Source organism: Luteolibacter sp. Y139, from assembly GCF_038066715.1.
Classification (GTDB): Bacteria; Verrucomicrobiota; Verrucomicrobiia; order Verrucomicrobiales; family Akkermansiaceae; genus Haloferula; species Haloferula soli.
The window spans coordinates 88,068-103,298 of record NZ_JBBUKT010000015.1; the positions used below are offsets into that span (position 1 = coordinate 88,068).

General features: G+C 62.5%; 13 protein-coding genes. 4 read left to right on the forward strand and 9 right to left on the reverse strand.

Going from position 1 to position 15,231, the window contains the following annotated elements:
- The first annotated feature begins 10 nt into the window (after positions 1–10).
- Entirely contained in the window at positions 11–358 is a 348-nt protein-coding gene (locus WKV53_RS26115; RefSeq protein ID WP_341407784.1) for a hypothetical protein, read from the forward strand.
- A gap of 9 nt (positions 359–367) precedes the next feature.
- On the opposite strand, the gene WKV53_RS26120 is transcribed toward WKV53_RS26115, so the two are convergent.
- Positions 368–1,060 carry a Fe2+-dependent dioxygenase gene (locus WKV53_RS26120; protein WP_345789690.1) on the reverse strand — a complete coding sequence of 231 codons (693 nt, stop codon included), beginning with the start codon at positions 1,058–1,060 and terminating at the stop codon, positions 368–370.
- A gap of 212 nt (positions 1,061–1,272) precedes the next feature.
- Here WKV53_RS26120 and WKV53_RS26125 point away from each other — a divergent pair, with 212 nt between their 5' ends.
- Together WKV53_RS26125 and WKV53_RS26130 are read left to right on the forward strand one after the other, a co-directional pair.
- Entirely contained in the window at positions 1,273–3,630 is a 2,358-nt protein-coding gene (locus WKV53_RS26125) for a TonB-dependent receptor (protein WP_341407786.1), read from the forward strand.
- Positions 3,631–3,707: 77 nt separating this feature from the next.
- On the forward strand, positions 3,708–4,883 hold the full coding sequence (locus WKV53_RS26130) for a PepSY-associated TM helix domain-containing protein (RefSeq protein WP_341407787.1): 1,176 nt from the start codon (positions 3,708–3,710) through the stop codon (positions 4,881–4,883).
- On the opposite strand, the gene WKV53_RS26135 is transcribed toward WKV53_RS26130, so the two are convergent.
- Both WKV53_RS26135 and WKV53_RS26140 read right to left on the reverse strand, forming a co-directional pair.
- Complete coding sequence (locus WKV53_RS26135) at positions 4,880–6,331, reverse strand: DUF1501 domain-containing protein (RefSeq protein WP_341407788.1); 1,452 nt, start codon at positions 6,329–6,331, stop codon at positions 4,880–4,882. The genes WKV53_RS26130 and WKV53_RS26135 overlap by 4 nt on opposite strands.
- A 6-nt stretch (positions 6,332–6,337) precedes the next feature.
- Positions 6,338–9,559, reverse strand: coding sequence for a DUF1553 domain-containing protein (locus WKV53_RS26140; RefSeq protein WP_341407789.1), 3,222 nt, complete (start codon positions 9,557–9,559; stop codon positions 6,338–6,340).
- A gap of 242 nt (positions 9,560–9,801) precedes the next feature.
- Between WKV53_RS26140 and WKV53_RS26145 the strand changes: the two genes are divergently transcribed.
- Positions 9,802–10,263 carry a hypothetical protein gene (locus WKV53_RS26145; RefSeq protein WP_341407790.1) on the forward strand — a complete coding sequence of 154 codons (462 nt, stop codon included), beginning with the start codon at positions 9,802–9,804 and terminating at the stop codon, positions 10,261–10,263.
- Between the two features lie 72 nt (positions 10,264–10,335).
- Here the strand turns inward: WKV53_RS26145 and WKV53_RS26150 are convergent, their stop codons facing one another.
- The 6 genes from WKV53_RS26150 to WKV53_RS26175 all read right to left on the reverse strand — a co-directional run bounded on the left by WKV53_RS26150 (position 10,336) and on the right by WKV53_RS26175 (position 15,210).
- Entirely contained in the window at positions 10,336–11,115 is a 780-nt protein-coding gene (locus tag WKV53_RS26150) for a TatD family hydrolase (protein WP_341407791.1), read from the reverse strand.
- 55 nt (positions 11,116–11,170) lie between these two features.
- Entirely contained in the window at positions 11,171–11,629 is a 459-nt protein-coding gene (locus WKV53_RS26155; protein ID WP_341407792.1) for a RidA family protein, read from the reverse strand.
- Positions 11,630–11,687: 58 nt separating this feature from the next.
- On the reverse strand, positions 11,688–12,761 hold the full coding sequence (locus tag WKV53_RS26160; protein ID WP_341407793.1) for a M23 family metallopeptidase: 1,074 nt from the start codon (positions 12,759–12,761) through the stop codon (positions 11,688–11,690).
- 7 nt (positions 12,762–12,768) lie between these two features.
- Positions 12,769–13,254: a hypothetical protein gene (locus tag WKV53_RS26165; protein WP_341407794.1), complete on the reverse strand. Its 486-nt coding sequence runs from the start codon at positions 13,252–13,254 to the stop codon at positions 12,769–12,771.
- Between the two features lie 198 nt (positions 13,255–13,452).
- Positions 13,453–14,364 carry a nucleotidyltransferase family protein gene (locus tag WKV53_RS26170; protein WP_341407795.1) on the reverse strand — a complete coding sequence of 304 codons (912 nt, stop codon included), beginning with the start codon at positions 14,362–14,364 and terminating at the stop codon, positions 13,453–13,455.
- Between the two features lie 102 nt (positions 14,365–14,466).
- Positions 14,467–15,210, reverse strand: a complete 744-nt coding sequence (locus WKV53_RS26175; RefSeq protein ID WP_341407796.1) for a gamma-glutamyl-gamma-aminobutyrate hydrolase family protein — start codon at positions 15,208–15,210, stop codon at positions 14,467–14,469.
- Between the last annotated feature and the right edge of the window lie 21 nt (positions 15,211–15,231).

A 15,231-nucleotide genomic window follows, 5' to 3' on the forward strand; every position in this document is an offset into this window, starting at 1 on the left:
GGGTGACTCCATGCGCAGGGAGCGCCTGGGTGGTGTGGTCCGATGGTTGGGAGGCACCGCCATCGTTGTCGGGGTGGGACTTATGATGTTCCTCAAGCGCAACGGGGTGCTATCCGAGTTGGAGCAGGAAAACCTCCCGGCCAGCTATCCGGGATTCCTGCGGAAGCTCGTGAGTGAGTTTCCCGAATATCCGATCGGGGTTGGGGTTATCCTGGCTCTGGTGGCGCTGGGCTTCGGTTATTCCGGCAGGTTCACGCAGGGACTGGTTCTGGCGTTCCTGGCGGTTGGAGTCATCGGCGGATGGGCAGGCGTGCTATTGGGGGCACTGATGCATTTCGTCCGTAGCATCGCCGCCTAACTCCGCCATTCACATCTCCGCCCACTGGCGGATCAGGTTGTGATAGACGCCGGTGAGTTGAACGGCGGATTGGCTCGCGGCCTCGTGATCGGGGAGGGCGGAGGAGAGTCGCTGGATGGCGATGTCGAGGTCGAAGAGGAGGGAGCGCTGCTCATCGGAGCGGATTATGCTTTGCAGCCAGAAAAAGGAGCAGAGCCGGGTGCCGCGTGTGACGGGGGTCACTTGATGGAGGCTGGTGGAGGGGTAGACGACCATGTGGCCGGCGGGGAGCTTCACGCTCTTCGAGCCGTAGGTGTCCTCGATGATCAGTTCGCCGCCGACGTATTCCTCGGGGCCGGCGAAAAAGAGGGTGCAGGAGAGATCGGTGCGAATGCGGTGGGATGTGCCGGGGATTTGGCGGATGGAGCCGTCGACGTGGGTGCCAAAGGTCTGGCCGCCGGAGTAGCGGTTGAACATCGGCGGGAGGAAGTGGAGGGGCAGCGCGGCGGACTGGAAGAGGGGATTCGCTGCGAGGGCGCGGAGGATGCCGCTGCCGACCTCAAGCGCCACCGGATGGGTGGCGGGGATTTGCATGTTGTCCTTGGCCTTGGCGGCCTGGTGGCCGGCGGTGGCCTTGCCGTCCTGCCAATCGGCGCTTTCCAGCAAACGGCGATATTCGGCGGTTTGTTCGGGGCTGAGGACGTCGGGGATGCAGAGGATCATGGCCATGTCTCCGCCGGGGCGGGGGAGCGCGGTCAAGGCGATTTCCCGGAATCGCCTGCCAAATCCGGAAACATTAGAATTTGATTAGAATTTCTGCGACAGCGGTGCTTTTCGCTTTGACAAGGGTTCTGTGGTAATTGAGACGCATTCGCAACAGTCAATGCGATCCGTCCTCAGGATGATTCGCAAGCGCTGATTCCGATTCCGCTTCCATGAACACCGACTCCAGCCTGCGTTCCTCCCGTCTTCCGGAGGGCTTTGTTTTCACCGGCACCCTGTTTGCCATCGGCCAACTCGCTGCCCAGACCACGGCGCCTGCACCTGCCACCGAAAAGAAGGAAGAGCAGAAGACCGAGAACATGGGCGAAATGGTGGTCCAGGGGGACTTTGAGAAGACCCTCTACAAGCCGGAGCGCCTGCAATCGCCGAAGATGACCCAGCCGCTGCGTGATGTGGCCCAGACGGTGACCGTGATCCCGAAAGAGGTGATGAAGGAGCAGGCTGCCTCCAACCTTCGCGACGTGCTGCGGAACGTCCCCGGCATCAGCATGCAGGCCGGGGAAGGCGGCGGTGGTCCGGCCGGTGACAACCTCGCGATCCGCGGTTTCGCGGCGCGATCGGACATTTTCGTCGATGGGATGCGCGACACCTCCAGCGGTGGTTATTCCCGCGACCCCTTTGTCTTCGAGCAGGTGGAAGTGACCAAGGGACCGGCCTCGGCCAATACCGGCCGCGGTTCCACCGGTGGCTCGATCAATATCGTCACCAAGGTCCCGCACCTGCAGAATTCCTACGGCGCAACGTTCAGTGGTGGCACCGACGATTACATGCGCGGCACCTTCGACGTGAACCAGGAGATCCCCGGTCTGAACGGCGCGGCCTTCCGCCTCAATGGCATGTATCACGACCAGGACATCCCCGGCCGCGATCATGTGGAAAACGAGCGCTGGGGCATCGCTCCGTCGATCGCCTTCGGACTCGGCACGGACACCCGCTTCACCCTGTCCTATATGCACATGGAGCAGGACAATGTGCCGGACTATGGGGTGCCGTGGATTCCGCGGAACTCCGTGGTGCCAACCCAGGTCACGCCGAACAATCCCCTTGGGACGGTTACCACAGTCAATAATACCGGCCTGCCCTCCGGTGCTCCCCCCGAGTCGCTCTACTCCAACTACTACGGCAATCTCAATCGCGACTATGAAGACATCACTACCGATCTGATCACCGGTGTCTTCGAGCACGACTTCAACGAGAACCTGAAACTGCGCAGCACGCTTCGCTTCGGGCGAAACGACCGCGACTCGGTAACCACCGCCCCGCGGTTCGTTGACGGCGATACGTCCGCGCCCATTGCCAACTTCAACAGTCTGGCTCTGACCCAGCAGTTCCAGTCCCGCGACCAGGTCGATACCGCGGTCTTCGGTCAGACCGACATCCGATACGATTTCAACACCGGCACCATCGAGCACAACCTCGTGGGTGGATTCGAGGTCGGACACGAGGTGTCGAAGCTGCTCGGTCGCGCGGTGGAAAATCCGAATGGCACGCTTGCAGCCGCTCCAGTGACTAACCTGCTGTTCCCGAACAACTATCTGCCTTACGCCGGCTCGATCGTTTATAACGGTGCCTTCACCCAGACGGTATCCGACACGGCGGCGCTCTACCTGTTCGACACCATCAAATTCAACGACTGCTGGGAACTCAGCGGCGGCCTGCGCTGGGACAGCTATGAGGTGGACTATGATACCCGGACCGCGGACACCACGAATAACGCCCTAGTCACCACCAATGGTGTGCTCTCGGACTTGGGTCGCAACGACTCCAATTTCAGCTATCGCGCCGCGCTTACCTACAAGCCGGTCCGCGAAGGAAGCATCTATCTGGGCTACGGCACTTCCTTCAATCCTTCGACCGAAGGCCTGAGCTACATTGCTTCACCCGGTGGGACCAACAACACGCTCAACCTCTTCAACGCCCCTCCAGAAGAAAACGAGACGATCGAACTCGGTGCGAAGTGGGAGTTCTTCGATCAGAAGCTGCTTCTCAGTAGTGCCATCTTCCGGACTGAAAAGACCAACGCCCGCACCACCGATCCGACGGATCCGACGATCGTGACCCTGACCGGCGAGCAAGTCGTGCAAGGCTTCGAGGTCGGCTTCGCCGGCAGCATCACCGACAAGTGGCGCGTGATCGGCGGCTATACCTTCCTCGACAGCGAAGTGAAATCTTCCGCGGTCGCGGCCGAGGTTGGCAGCGAGGTCAGCAACACGCCGGAAAATTCCTTCAGCCTCTGGACCGTCTATGACCTGCCGAAGAATATCTCGGTGGGCGTGGGTGCCCAGTATGTGGGCAGCCGCTACAACAACAACAACGTGGACACCCGCCAGCAGGCCGATGGCTTCACCATCTTCAACGCGATGGCCAGCTACGCGATGAACGAGAATGTCACCTTCCAGCTCAACGTGGACAACCTCTTCGACGAGGAATACATCGACCGCGTGGGTGGCGGCCACTTCGTCCCGGGCCAAGGTCGCTCGGCGGTGCTCAGTGCCACGCTGAATTTCTAACTGTTCTTCTTTCATAGGTTGCTGCAAGAGCCGGGAAGCACGCCAGGGCGTGTTTCCCGGCTCGATTTTGACCCGATATGTTCCAGCGTTTTCGCAAGCTCGTCTTTTGGCTTCACCTCGTGGCAGGGGTTGCTGCCGGATTGGTGATTCTCGTCATGGCCTCCACTGGTGTGCTGCTGTCGTTCGAGCGACAGCTCACGACAGCAGCGGATGGATTCGAATTTTCGACGAGTGGTGAGAAGCTTCCGCCGGAAGCGCTCACCGCTTCCTTGCAAGCGGCAGGATTGAAAGGTGCCACCGGCCTCACACTTTCGTCCGATGCCACGAAGCCCGCGGCCTTCCAGTTCGGAAAAGAGAAGACGGTCTTTGTCCATCCTGTCACGGGTGAGGTATTGGGCGAAGGCGGGAAGAAGACGCGCTCTTTCTTCAAGTTCGTCACTGGCCTGCATCGCTGGTTGGCGATGGCCGGTCCGGCGCAGGAGGCAGGCAAGAGCATCACCGCCGCGGCGGCGCTGGTGTTCCTGTTCCTCATTCCGAGCGGTCTGCTCCTGTGGATTCCGAAGCGATGGACGAGGCAGGGCGTCAAGGCCATCACTACCATCCAACCACAGCTCAAGGGGCGGGCGCGCGATTGGAACTGGCACAACGTGCTTGGCATCTGGTTCGCCTTGCCACTGCTGGTAATCACGACCACCGGCGTGGTCATGGGCTATCCGTGGGCGAACGGGTTGCTATTCAAACTCGCGGGCGAGACCGCGCCGCCTGCCGGTGGTCCACCGGGAGGAAGAGGAGGTCCGCAAGGCGGTAGGGAAGGTCAGCAGGGCGGCAGAGGCGGTCCACAAGGGGAGCGAGGCGGCTCGCAGCCTGGAGTTTCGACCACCGGGTGGAATCAGGCGCTCGCCGCCGTGACTGCCAATCGCTCGGGGTGGGAAACCATCCAGTTCCAGTTTCCCGCAGGTAAGGAGATCGTCTTCCAAGTGTCTAACAGCCATCGCGGGCGTCCTGATCTCCGGGAAAGCGTGACGGTGGATCTCGGGACTGCCGCGATCATCAAGGCGGAGGGCTTTTCGCAGATGAGCCAAGGCAAGCGATGGCGCAACTGGGTCCGCTGGATTCACACCGGCGAGGCCGGTGGATGGGCGGGTCAATTGCTTGCGGGCCTCACCGCAATGGCTGCGGCGACGCTGGTGTGGACCGGCCTTGCGCTGAGCTGGCGGCGCTGGCGGAGGTCTCGCGCGAAAGCCAAGGCTTAGGCCAGGATGTCCTTCACCACCTTCGCCGGTTCGACGCCGGTGAGCTTTTGGTCGAGGCCTTGGAACTTGAAGCTCAGTTTTTCGTGGTTGAGGCCGAGCTGGTTCAAGATGGTGGCGTGCAGATCGCGGATGTGAACGGGATTCTGGACGATGTTGTAGCTCATCTCGTCGGTCTCGCCGTAAACTTGCCCGCCCTTGATCCCGCCTCCGGCGATCCAGAGGGAGAAGCAGCGCGGGTGGTGGTCGCGGCCGTAGTTCGTTTCGCTCAGTCCGCCCTGGCAGTAGATGGTGCGGCCGAATTCGCCGCCGAAGACGACGAGCGTGTCTTCCAGCATGCCGCGTTGCTTGAGGTCCTGAATCAGGCCGTAGACACCTTGGTCGACGTCCTTGCACTGCGAGGTGAGATCGCGCGGCAGGTCACCGTGCTGGTCCCAGCCGCGGTGGAAGATCTGCACGAAGCGGGTACCTCGCTCTAACAGACGGCGCGCCATCAGGGCCGAGGCAGCGAAGGATCCACCCACCTTGCTGTCCTTGCCGTAGAGTTCGAAGATGTGCTCGGGCTCGCCGGACATGTCGGCGAGCTCCGGAACCGAGGCCTGCATGCGGAAGGCCATTTCATACTGCTGGATGCGGGTCTGGATCTCAGGGTCGCCAACGGCTTCGTAGGAGCGCTGGTTCATCGCATTGAGGCCATCGAGCATCTTGCGGCGGAGATTGCGGGAAATGCCGGGGGCATCCTCAAGGTAGAGCACGGGGTCTCCCTTTGATCGGAGAGCGACGCCAGCGTGCTTGCCGGGCAGGTAGCCGGAGCCCCACAGGCGGGCGGAGATCGCCTGGACATTCGAGTAAGGCGAGCTGTGTTGGGCGTGTAGAACCACGAAGGTCGGCAAGTCTTCGTTCATGCTGCCGAGGCCGTAGGAGAGCCACGAGCCGAGCGAAGCTTTGCCCGACTGCATCGAGCCGGTGTAGACGAGTTGGTTGGCGGGCTCGTGATTGATCGCCTCGGTGTGCATCGACTTGATGATGCAGATGTCGTCCGCCATCTTCGCGGTCCACGGCAGCAGTTCGCTGATCCATGCACCGGACTGGCCGGACTGCGCGAACTTGAAGATGGTCGGTGCGAGCGGGAAGGCGGCCTGACCGGAGGTCATGCCGGTGAGGCGTTGGCCTTCCTTGGCGAGCCAACCCTTGAGGTCTTCCTTGAAGCGCTTCTTCAGCTCCGGCTTGTAGTCGAAGAGATCGAGCTGCGATGGTGCACCGATGAGCGAGATGTAGATGGCGCGCTTCGCCTTCGGTGCGATGTGCGGGATCATCTCCTGCATCACATCGGGGAAGGCGCGTCCGCTTCCTAACAGCGAGGAAAGCGCGGCCACGCCGAGGCCGGTGCCGTTCTTGCGGAAGAACTGGCGGCGGGTGATGGCGCTATTGTAGTCGGTGATTGAGTTCATGGCGGACTACTTGTTGAGCGTTTCGTCGAGATTGAGGAGCTGGCTGGAGACGAGCGTCCATGCAGCGAGTTCGGGGACGTCGAGGGAGGGATCGGCTTTTGTCTCGCCGTTGGAGATCATGGCTTGCGCTTCCTTGGCGTCGGACTTGTAGACGGCGAGGGCGGAGTCGTGGGTTTCCATGGCGAGCTTCCGCTCGGGTTCTGCGAGAGTGCGCGAGATGAGGCGGGAGCTGAGGAAATCGAGGCGAGCGGAGGCGTCGGCTGAAGCTTTCATCGCGTTTTCTGCCAAGCGTCGGGAGGCCTCGATGAACTGCGGGTCATTCAAGATGACGAAGGCCTGCAGCGGCGTGTTCGTCCGATCGCGGCGGACGCAGAAGACTTCGCGGCTCGGGGCGTTGAGAATCTCCATTGCCGGGTTGGGCGCGGTGCGTTTCCAGAAGGTGTAGATGGAACGGCGATAGAGGGCTTCGCCGGTGTCTTGCTTGTAGAAGCGGGTGTTGGACTCCTTCATCGCGACCGCTTCCCAGATGCCTTCGGGCTGATAGGGCTTCACCGGAGGGCCGCCGATTTTCGGAGACAGCAGGCCGGCGGTGGCGAGGGCGGTGTCGCGCAGCATCTCCGCATCCATGCGGTAGCGCGGGCCGCGCGAGATGAGGCGGTTCATGGGGTCCTTCTCCAGCTTTTCGGGCGAGACGGTGCCGGATTGCCGGTAGGCGGCGGATGTGACCATCAGCTTCACCATGTGGCGGTAGTCCCACTTGGAATCGACGAACTCCGCGGCGAGCCAATCGAGCAGCTTCGGATGGGTGGGCCGTGCGCCCATGATGCCGAAGTCGTCATTGGTCTCCACGATGCCGGTGCCGAAGAGGTAGTACCAGGCGCGGTTCATGGTGACGCGGGCGGGGAGGGGATTGGCCGGATCGGTCAGCCAGCGGGCGAGGCCGAGGCGGTTCTTCGGTGAATCTGCGGCCATCGGCGGAAGTACGGCGGGCGTCGTAGGTGCGACCTTCTCGCCCTTGTCGGAATAGACGCCGCGAGTGAGGACGTGGGCGAAGGGCTCGCCCTTCTTTTCCTCCATCACCAGCGACACCGAGCCGCGGGCGCGCAGGGTGCCTTGTTCGGACTTGAGGGCCTCCAGCTTCACGCGCAGCTCGCGCGAGGGCGCGTCGACGGTGGCGAGGTAGTAGCCGAAGAGGGTATCGAGCTGTTCCTTGGTCCGTTGGTCTGCTGGCAGCGCAGTGATGTGCTGGAGCATGCTGTCCTGTGCCAGGCTGGCGATTTCCTGCGGTGACAGGAGCCGGCGATAGAAGCGGAAGTCCTGGAGGGCGACCTTGCCATTGAGTTTCGAGTCGTTGTTTTCGCGCGAGCCCAGACGCAACGGGACCTTGGTCTCGATGGTTGCGCCGACGTTGTTCGGATTGGTGGCACCACCGGCGTTCTGGCCATCGATGTAGATCGCGCTGGCTTGCGGTGAAGCAGCGGTGCCGTCGAAGGTGACCATGACGTGGTGCCATTCGCCGGGCTTCAGGGGATTCGGGGCGACGATCTTGTTTGCGGACTTGTCCCACGAGTCGATGACGTGTGAGGCGGGCCGGCCGCCTTGCAGGTAGATGTCCCAGCCGCGGAAACTTTCGCCGGGATTCATGCGGGCGATCACGGCTCCGGTGGGCGCGCCTTCGAGGCGAATGAAGCCGCCGTAGGTGACGCGGTCGCCGCGGGAGAAGCTGGCGAGGTCGCCGAGTTCGACGGGCCCATCGCTGACCACGGGGGCCTTGCCGAGCGGGGCATCGATGCGCGAGAGATTCGCCGGCCACTCGCGGGACTGGCCGTCGACGAGGCCGCGCAGGGGACCTTCCGATTCGGTGAGCGGGAGGTGAAGCACCAGCGTGGAATCCGCTTCCTTCGGCGGGGCGATCGTCGCATTGGCGAGCCATGCCTCGAATTCCGGGCGGGCGGAGCCCTTGCGATCAGCGAGGGCCTTTTCGGTGCCGGAGATGTCGCTGGCCAGCGTTCCCCAACGCTCCCGATCTTCGATGAGCGGCACGAAGACATTCGGCGGGTGCTCGGCATTGTTGCCGTCGAGCGCGCTCATCGGCGTGTTCCGGAAGAACGCGGTGAGTGAGTAGAATTCCTTCGTGGAAACCGGGTCGAACTTGTGATCGTGGCAGGCCGCGCAGCCGGTGGTGAGGCCGAGCCAGACGGCGGACATGGTGTCGACGCGGTCCTTGGCGTAGATGGCGTCGTATTCCTCGGGGATCGCGCCGCCTTCGCCGCTGGTGGCGAGGCAGCGGTTGAAGCCGGTGGCCACTTGTTGATCGAGAGTGCGGTCAGGAAGGAGATCGCCGGCCATCTGCTCGGTGGTGAACTGGTCCCACGGCATGTTTGCCTGGAACGCGCGAACGACCCAATCGCGGTAGGGCCAGATGGCGCGGTAGTTGTCGATGTGGATGCCGTGGGTGTCGGCATAGCGTGCGGCATCAAGCCACTGGCGGGCGAAGTGCTCGGCACTGGCCGAGGTGGCGAGGAGGCGGTCGACTTCAGCTTGCAGCTTCTCCCAAGTGAACGCGGCGGATTCTTCGGGTGAAGGGGGAAGGCCTGTTAGATCCAAGTGAAGACGACGATAGAAGCGCGCGGGTGTCTCGGTCGGATTCGGCTTCAGGCCTTTCTCTTGCAGCTTGGCGGCGATGAAATGGTCGATGGGATTGGCGGCCCAGTCTTTGCCTGCCTCAGGGAGTTCCGGGCGCTTTACCGGGATGAAGGACCAGTGCGCTTCGTAAGGAGCACCCTGGGCGATCCACTTCTCTAACAGCGCGACCTGCTCCGGCTTCAGTGTCTTGTGGGAAGCGGGCGGAGGCATCATCTTCTCCGGGTCCTGCTCGTGGATCAATTTGACCACCATGGACTCCTCCGGCTTGCCCTTCACGATGACCGGCTTGCCGTCTTCCCGCGCGGCGAAGGCGTCCTTTTCAATATCCAGCCGGAGAGGGGATTTCTTCGGTTCGCGGGTTCCGGAGTCCGGGCCGTGGCAATGGTAGCAATTCTCAGAGAGGATGGGCTGGACGTGCTCGTTGAAGGAAACCACCTCCGGCAATTGGATCGGGGGAGCTTTCGCTGGCTCCTCGGCCGCCTTCACTTCCTTGTCTGCCGCTGTGGACGCCGGTTGCTCGCACGAGAGAATCGTCAGCGAGCAAACCGCGGCGAGGGCGGAAGTGAATGGGTTGAATCGCATTTTCAAACTGGTTTAGTGAGAAATCCGGTGATTTCCAGTGGATTCCGCTCAAACGTAGATCGGGAGGAGAAGCTTTCAGTCCGTCCAATATCCTGCCCTTCCTTGTGGCGTCTCACGATATGGCGCAAAACCACCCCGACATGAAGTCACCGATTCATGCGACCTTCGATTTTCCGGGATGTCCATTCTTGCCCGAAGTGACGCACGCGCACGGGCCTATGATCACGCGGGCTTTTGGTGGGATGAAGTGCGACCGCTACTACTTCGCGGCGCTCAGCTATGCTCAGTCGCTATGGCGCGAAGGGAAGCCGGCGCAGGCGATCCTGCAGCTCAACAAGGCCTTCATGGCGGATCTGAGCGGAGATGAGGAGGTTCTTGGAAAGTTCCCGCCGCCGTATGGGGCGCTCGTTTGGATGCTCCAGCAGCGGCCGGAGGGGCGCTTTTTGGGGAACCCGGTCCGTCATTTCCAGCATCTGGCGACGCGGGTGAGCGGAGAACGAAAGGAAATCCGCGCGTGGCGGGCTTGGGCGTGCTTTCACCTGTCGCAGCGGGTGTTGCCGGAAGGGGAGTTTCCGCCCGACGAGGAGCAGGTGGCGAGGGAGGCGGTTGTTTTTCCGGGGTGGGAGGAAGTTTTGGACGCGATTCGCGAGATGGGGTGGAGAGGAGAGGTGGAGGTGCTGGAGGGTGTGGCGTCGGCGCTTTGAGGCGTAATGAAGGCGCGAGGTTTGGTCCGCTTGTGGGGACCACTCGGGCGGGATGAATCCCGCGCTCCCAGTTTATCGGTCGGAGTTGAAGAACCTGCGGTGGTTTTCCGCAGTCAGCGCCACGAGATTCTCTTCGCCGGTCTCAAGCCTTTCCGCCAAGGCTCTCGCGATTCGGGTCAGGTTCGCGGGATGGTTTCCTTCGGCGGTGGGATGAGTGATGAACTCTTCCGGAGGCATCATGTCGGGGGCGTCGGTTTCCACGAGGAGCCGATCTTGCGGTACTGCCTTGAAGGCTTCGACGACCTTTGCCTTGCGCGGCTGGAGGAAGTATCCGGAGAAGGAGAACCAAGCTCCGAGATCGGCGAGGCGCTTCACGAGTTCCGGTGAGCCGCCGAAGGAGTGGAGGAGGAAGTTTTCCGGTGGCTTCTCTTGATCGAAGGCGGCGAACAGGGGCTCCCACGCTTTCAGCGCGTGAATGGTCACGGGCAAGCTACGCTCGCGGGCGCGGGCGAGTTGGGGGAGGAAGACTTCGCGCTGGACCTCCAGAGATGGTGAGGAGACCCAGCCATCGAGGCCGCATTCGCCGATGGAGGCGTTAGGGAAGCGGTCGAGGAAGTTCTCTAACAGGGCCAGCCAATTGCCGGAACGGAGATGGGCTTTCCATGGATGGAGGCCGAAAGCGGGTTGGACGAAATCGGGGAATGTTTCGGTCAACCGGGCGACGGTTTCCCAGTCGTCTTCGCCGGTGCCGTTGACGACGCACCCTGCCACTCCAGCGGCCCGCATTTCCGCGATGATTTTCGCGGGATCGGCGAAACGCTGGAGGTGGTTGTGGGAGTCGTAGAGGGTCATGGCGTGAGAATGTCGACCTGCGGCCGACATCGCGTCGACGGAACGTCGACACCCCTTATTCCACTTCGACGATCAGATTGATCTCCACCGCGACATTGAGTGGCAGGGCGGCGGCACCGAGGGCGGTGCGGGAGTGCTTGCCCTTGTCGCCGAAGATTTCGATGAGCAGCTCGCTGGCGCCATTGACCACCTGCGGGTGGCCGTAGAAGTCAGGCGCGGAGTTCACGAAGCCGTTGAGCGCGACGATCTGCTTCACCTTGTCGAGCGAGCCGATCTCCTGCTTCACCACGGCGAGGCGGTTGAGGATGATAATGCGTGCGCCTTCCTGGGCTTCCTCGATGGAGACGTCAGCGGGGACCTTGCCGACAATCTTGCGGTCGCCATCGATGGGCAGGCCGCCGGAGAGGAAGAGCAGGTTGCCGCTGCGGACGCAGTTGACGTAGGCGGCGACGGGGACGGGGACTTCGGGAAGCTTGTGGCCGAGGCTTTCGATGCGGGCGAGGATGGAATCCATGCCGGGAGCCAAGCGCTCCTCGGAAGAAGTGCCAAGTGCCAACCCCGACGAAGTTCGCTTACTGGTCCTCCGATGATTCCTCGGGTGCCGGGTGAGCGCCGGGTGCCGTGGCGGGTTGCGCCGGGAAGTCGTCCGTCAGCAGGGCAATGAGATGCTTGCCCGAAGCTGTCAGAGCTGCGCCGTTTCCTTGGCCGTCGATCAGGCCGCGGGTGAGGTAGCGGTGGTTGACGCGGGAATTGCGAACGGCGGTGACGACCGGCTCGGCGACGGAGCGCTGGCTCGGTGCGATGCCCACGATCAGACCGGTGGCGGAGAAGGATAGCTCCCACGAAGGAGATGCCTCGCTGATATCGCCCTTCACCATCCACTTGTGACGCTGGGCGAAGTCCCAGGTGCCTTCGCGCGGGATGGTCACCTTGAAATAAGCGGGGGTCGCGAGCACGAAGTCCTGCAGGCGCAGCTCCGGATTCTTCTCGTGGGCCAGGAACAAGGCACCCACGTCCATTCCGGCGAGGTTCATGCCATTGAAGTTGCCGTGGAAATTGGTGCCGCCGCCGTAGGCGTGGCTCCAGCCATCGTAGTGCTCGCTCATCAGCAGGCACATCTCGAGGTGGCAGTGGGCACGGGTGCGATCGATGCCGGCACCAGTGTAGCCCATGCGGCCGAGGACCGAGCCCGTCTTCACGACGTCACCCGGCTTGGCCGTGATTTCTGCGAGGTGGGCGTAAACGCTGTAGAAGCAGTCGCCCTCGAACTTATGCTCCACCACGACGTATTTGCCGTAGTTCGAGCGCCCGGCGACAGGGCTGGTGTGGACGACGGTGCCATCGGAAACCGACATCACGAGGTCGAGCGGGTTGCCGGCCTTGTCGCGCTTGGTGGGCTGGATGTCGACGCCCTCGTGGAACTGCTTCAGGACGACATCCTGTCCGATGCGGATCGGGGTGCGGACGAAGCCGAAGCTGCCGGCCTCCCATGGCTGGGTGGTCTCGCCCTCAAAGGTGCGATTCACATACATGTAGAACTTCTCCGGCTCGCCGGTGAGAAGATGGTGATTCTCCGTCGGGAGCTGGAGCTCGACGGCGAACAGGGGAGTGAGGAATGCGAGTGCGAGGGCTAGCTGGCGGAGCATGTCGGAATCAGTGTCGAGGCTTGGCTTCCCCGATGCGGGGGAATTCCTTGTCGAAAGCTTCGATTTCCGCGCCGCCGATGCCCTTCCAAATCACTAGGTGGCCGTCCTCGACGGTCTTGTCGATCAGCACGGCGTCGACCTTGCGGCCGTTGACCATGGCGAGCAGCCAGCGGTTGACGTTGGCATTGGTGACGGCGGCGATGCGGTTCTTGGCGGCAGGCTTGAGCTGGATCACCATGCCGAAGCCCTGGCCATCCTGCGACGGGAAGGGATTGAAGGCGGCAATGTCCTTGGTGGTGATCTCGGGGACGCGGCGGAAGACCATCTGCTGCCCGGCATTGAACTGCTGGAAGATCATCTTCGGGTTGTCCGAAGCGTCGCCTTGCATGTGGAACGAAATGCCGGAGGCCTCGCCCTTTTTCCCGCCGGCTTGGGCGGTTAGCCCGGGGCACAAGGAAAGGAGGGCGATGGCAAACAGGCGCGGCAGGGTCATGGCGGGGGAGCTTGCCTGCCATGCCGCGCTTTGGGAATCGGAAAATCGGGGCGTTAGGACCCTCGGGAGATGTTTGAAAAATAGTCGTGAAAGAGATGTCATTCCCGATCGCCCATTTTTAAAAACAGGCGAGGGGAGAGACGCTCTTTTTAACAGCCTGGGGCGAGATCCCTTGGCGGCATGTTTCCTGACAGGCGCTCAGCCGAGCGGGCTCGGATAGTCACCGGCGGCCACCAGCTTCGCGATCGACTCGACCACGTGGGGCTTGTCGTCCGGATAAGTCACGCCGAACCAAGAAGATGTGGTATCGAGCACGCGGCAATCGGCGCGGTCCTGGCGGATGAAGTCATCGACCACGGTGGGGATGTAGCACTCGGACTTCTGCTCGCCGCCCTTTTCCTTCAGGAAGGTGGTGAAGTGCTCCTCGAGCTGGGCGAAGTATTCCACGGTGAAGCCCCAGAAATTCATCGAAACGGGGCAGATGTCGGCGATTTCGCGGCGGCTGCCGTCGAGGGCGGTGCCGCGGACGATGCCATCCTCATCGCGGGCGATATCCACGACTTCCTCGACGTCGGTCAGCAGGCCCTCGGCATCGGTCTGGCAGATGCCGCGATTGACGGAGCCGTGCTCGGAGAGGGTGTTTTTCAGTGGGTAGCCGACCATCGAGTAGTGGTCCTTGCCAGCGGCGCCGGTATTGGAGGCGAACCAGCGGGCGATGACCTGATAGGCGTCCGCGCCGTAGAAATCGTCGGCATTGATGACAGCGAAGGGACCGGAGACGACGTGGCGGGCGGCGCGGACGGCGTGGGCGGTGCCCCAGGGCTTGGTGCGGCCTTCCGGGACGGAGAAGCCCTCCGGCAGGTCATCGAGCTTCTGAAAGGCGTAATCGACCTCGATCTTGCCGGCGAAGCGGGCGCCGACGCTGCTCTTGAAGGCTTCGGCGAAATCCTCGCGGATGATGAAGACGACCTTGCCGAAACCGGCGCGGATGGCGTCGAAAACCGAGTAATCCAGCACGGTTTCGCCGCTCGGGCCCATCGGGTCCATTTGCTTGAGGCCGCCGTAGCGGGAGCCCATGCCGGCGGCGAGAACGAGGAGAGTTGGTTTCATCAGGTCAGGTCGGGAAAAGTTCGGCGGGGTTATGAGGGGCGACCTCGTTTCCGGCAATGCGGAATGGCGCATGCAGGCGCGGGAAAGGCGAAAGCGGACGGATCAAGCCCGCCGGTTTCTCTGGGCGTGGCAGGCTTCGGCAAAAGCCTCGAAAATGCGCCGGGAGACCGGATTCGTGGCTGCCTGACATTCGGGATGCCATTGCATGCCGAGATTGAACGCGGGAGCGTCCGGAAGCGTGGCTGCCTCGATCACGCCATCCGGAGAGAGGGCTTCGACTCGTAGGCCCTCAGCTAGCCGATTGACGCCTTGGCCGTGGGCGGAGTTCACCGTGATCCGGGGCTGGCCGAGGATGGAGTCGAGCAGGCCGCCGGGGACGATGTCTACCTCGTGGGCCAAGCCATATCTCACAGCGAGATCGTCGGAGTCGGGTTCGCGGTGATCGTTGAAGCCGGGGACGGCATGGATGGCCTGATGGAGGCTGCCGCCGAGGGCGACGTTGATTTCCTGAAAGCCGCGGCAGATGCCCATGAGCGGAATGCCGCGCTCCACGGCTCGACGGATCAGGGGCAGCGTCCAGGAATCGCGCTCGGGATCGAGGGGAAGGGTGGGATCGAGCACGTCTTCGCCGAAATGCGATGGATGCACGTTTGCCGGTGCGCCGGTGAGGAGGATGCCATCGGCGAGATCGAGCAGGTCATCGGGCTCGCCTCCCGGGGTGATCATGGGCAAGCAGCCCGCCAGACGGACTGCGTCGATGTATTCGCATCGAGCAGCCAGAAACGGACGGGTGCCGAGCATTTCATGGGAGGCCGAAACGAGCACCAAGGGTAGGGAAGAGGGCATGGCCCGGGTAGGGTTAAGCGG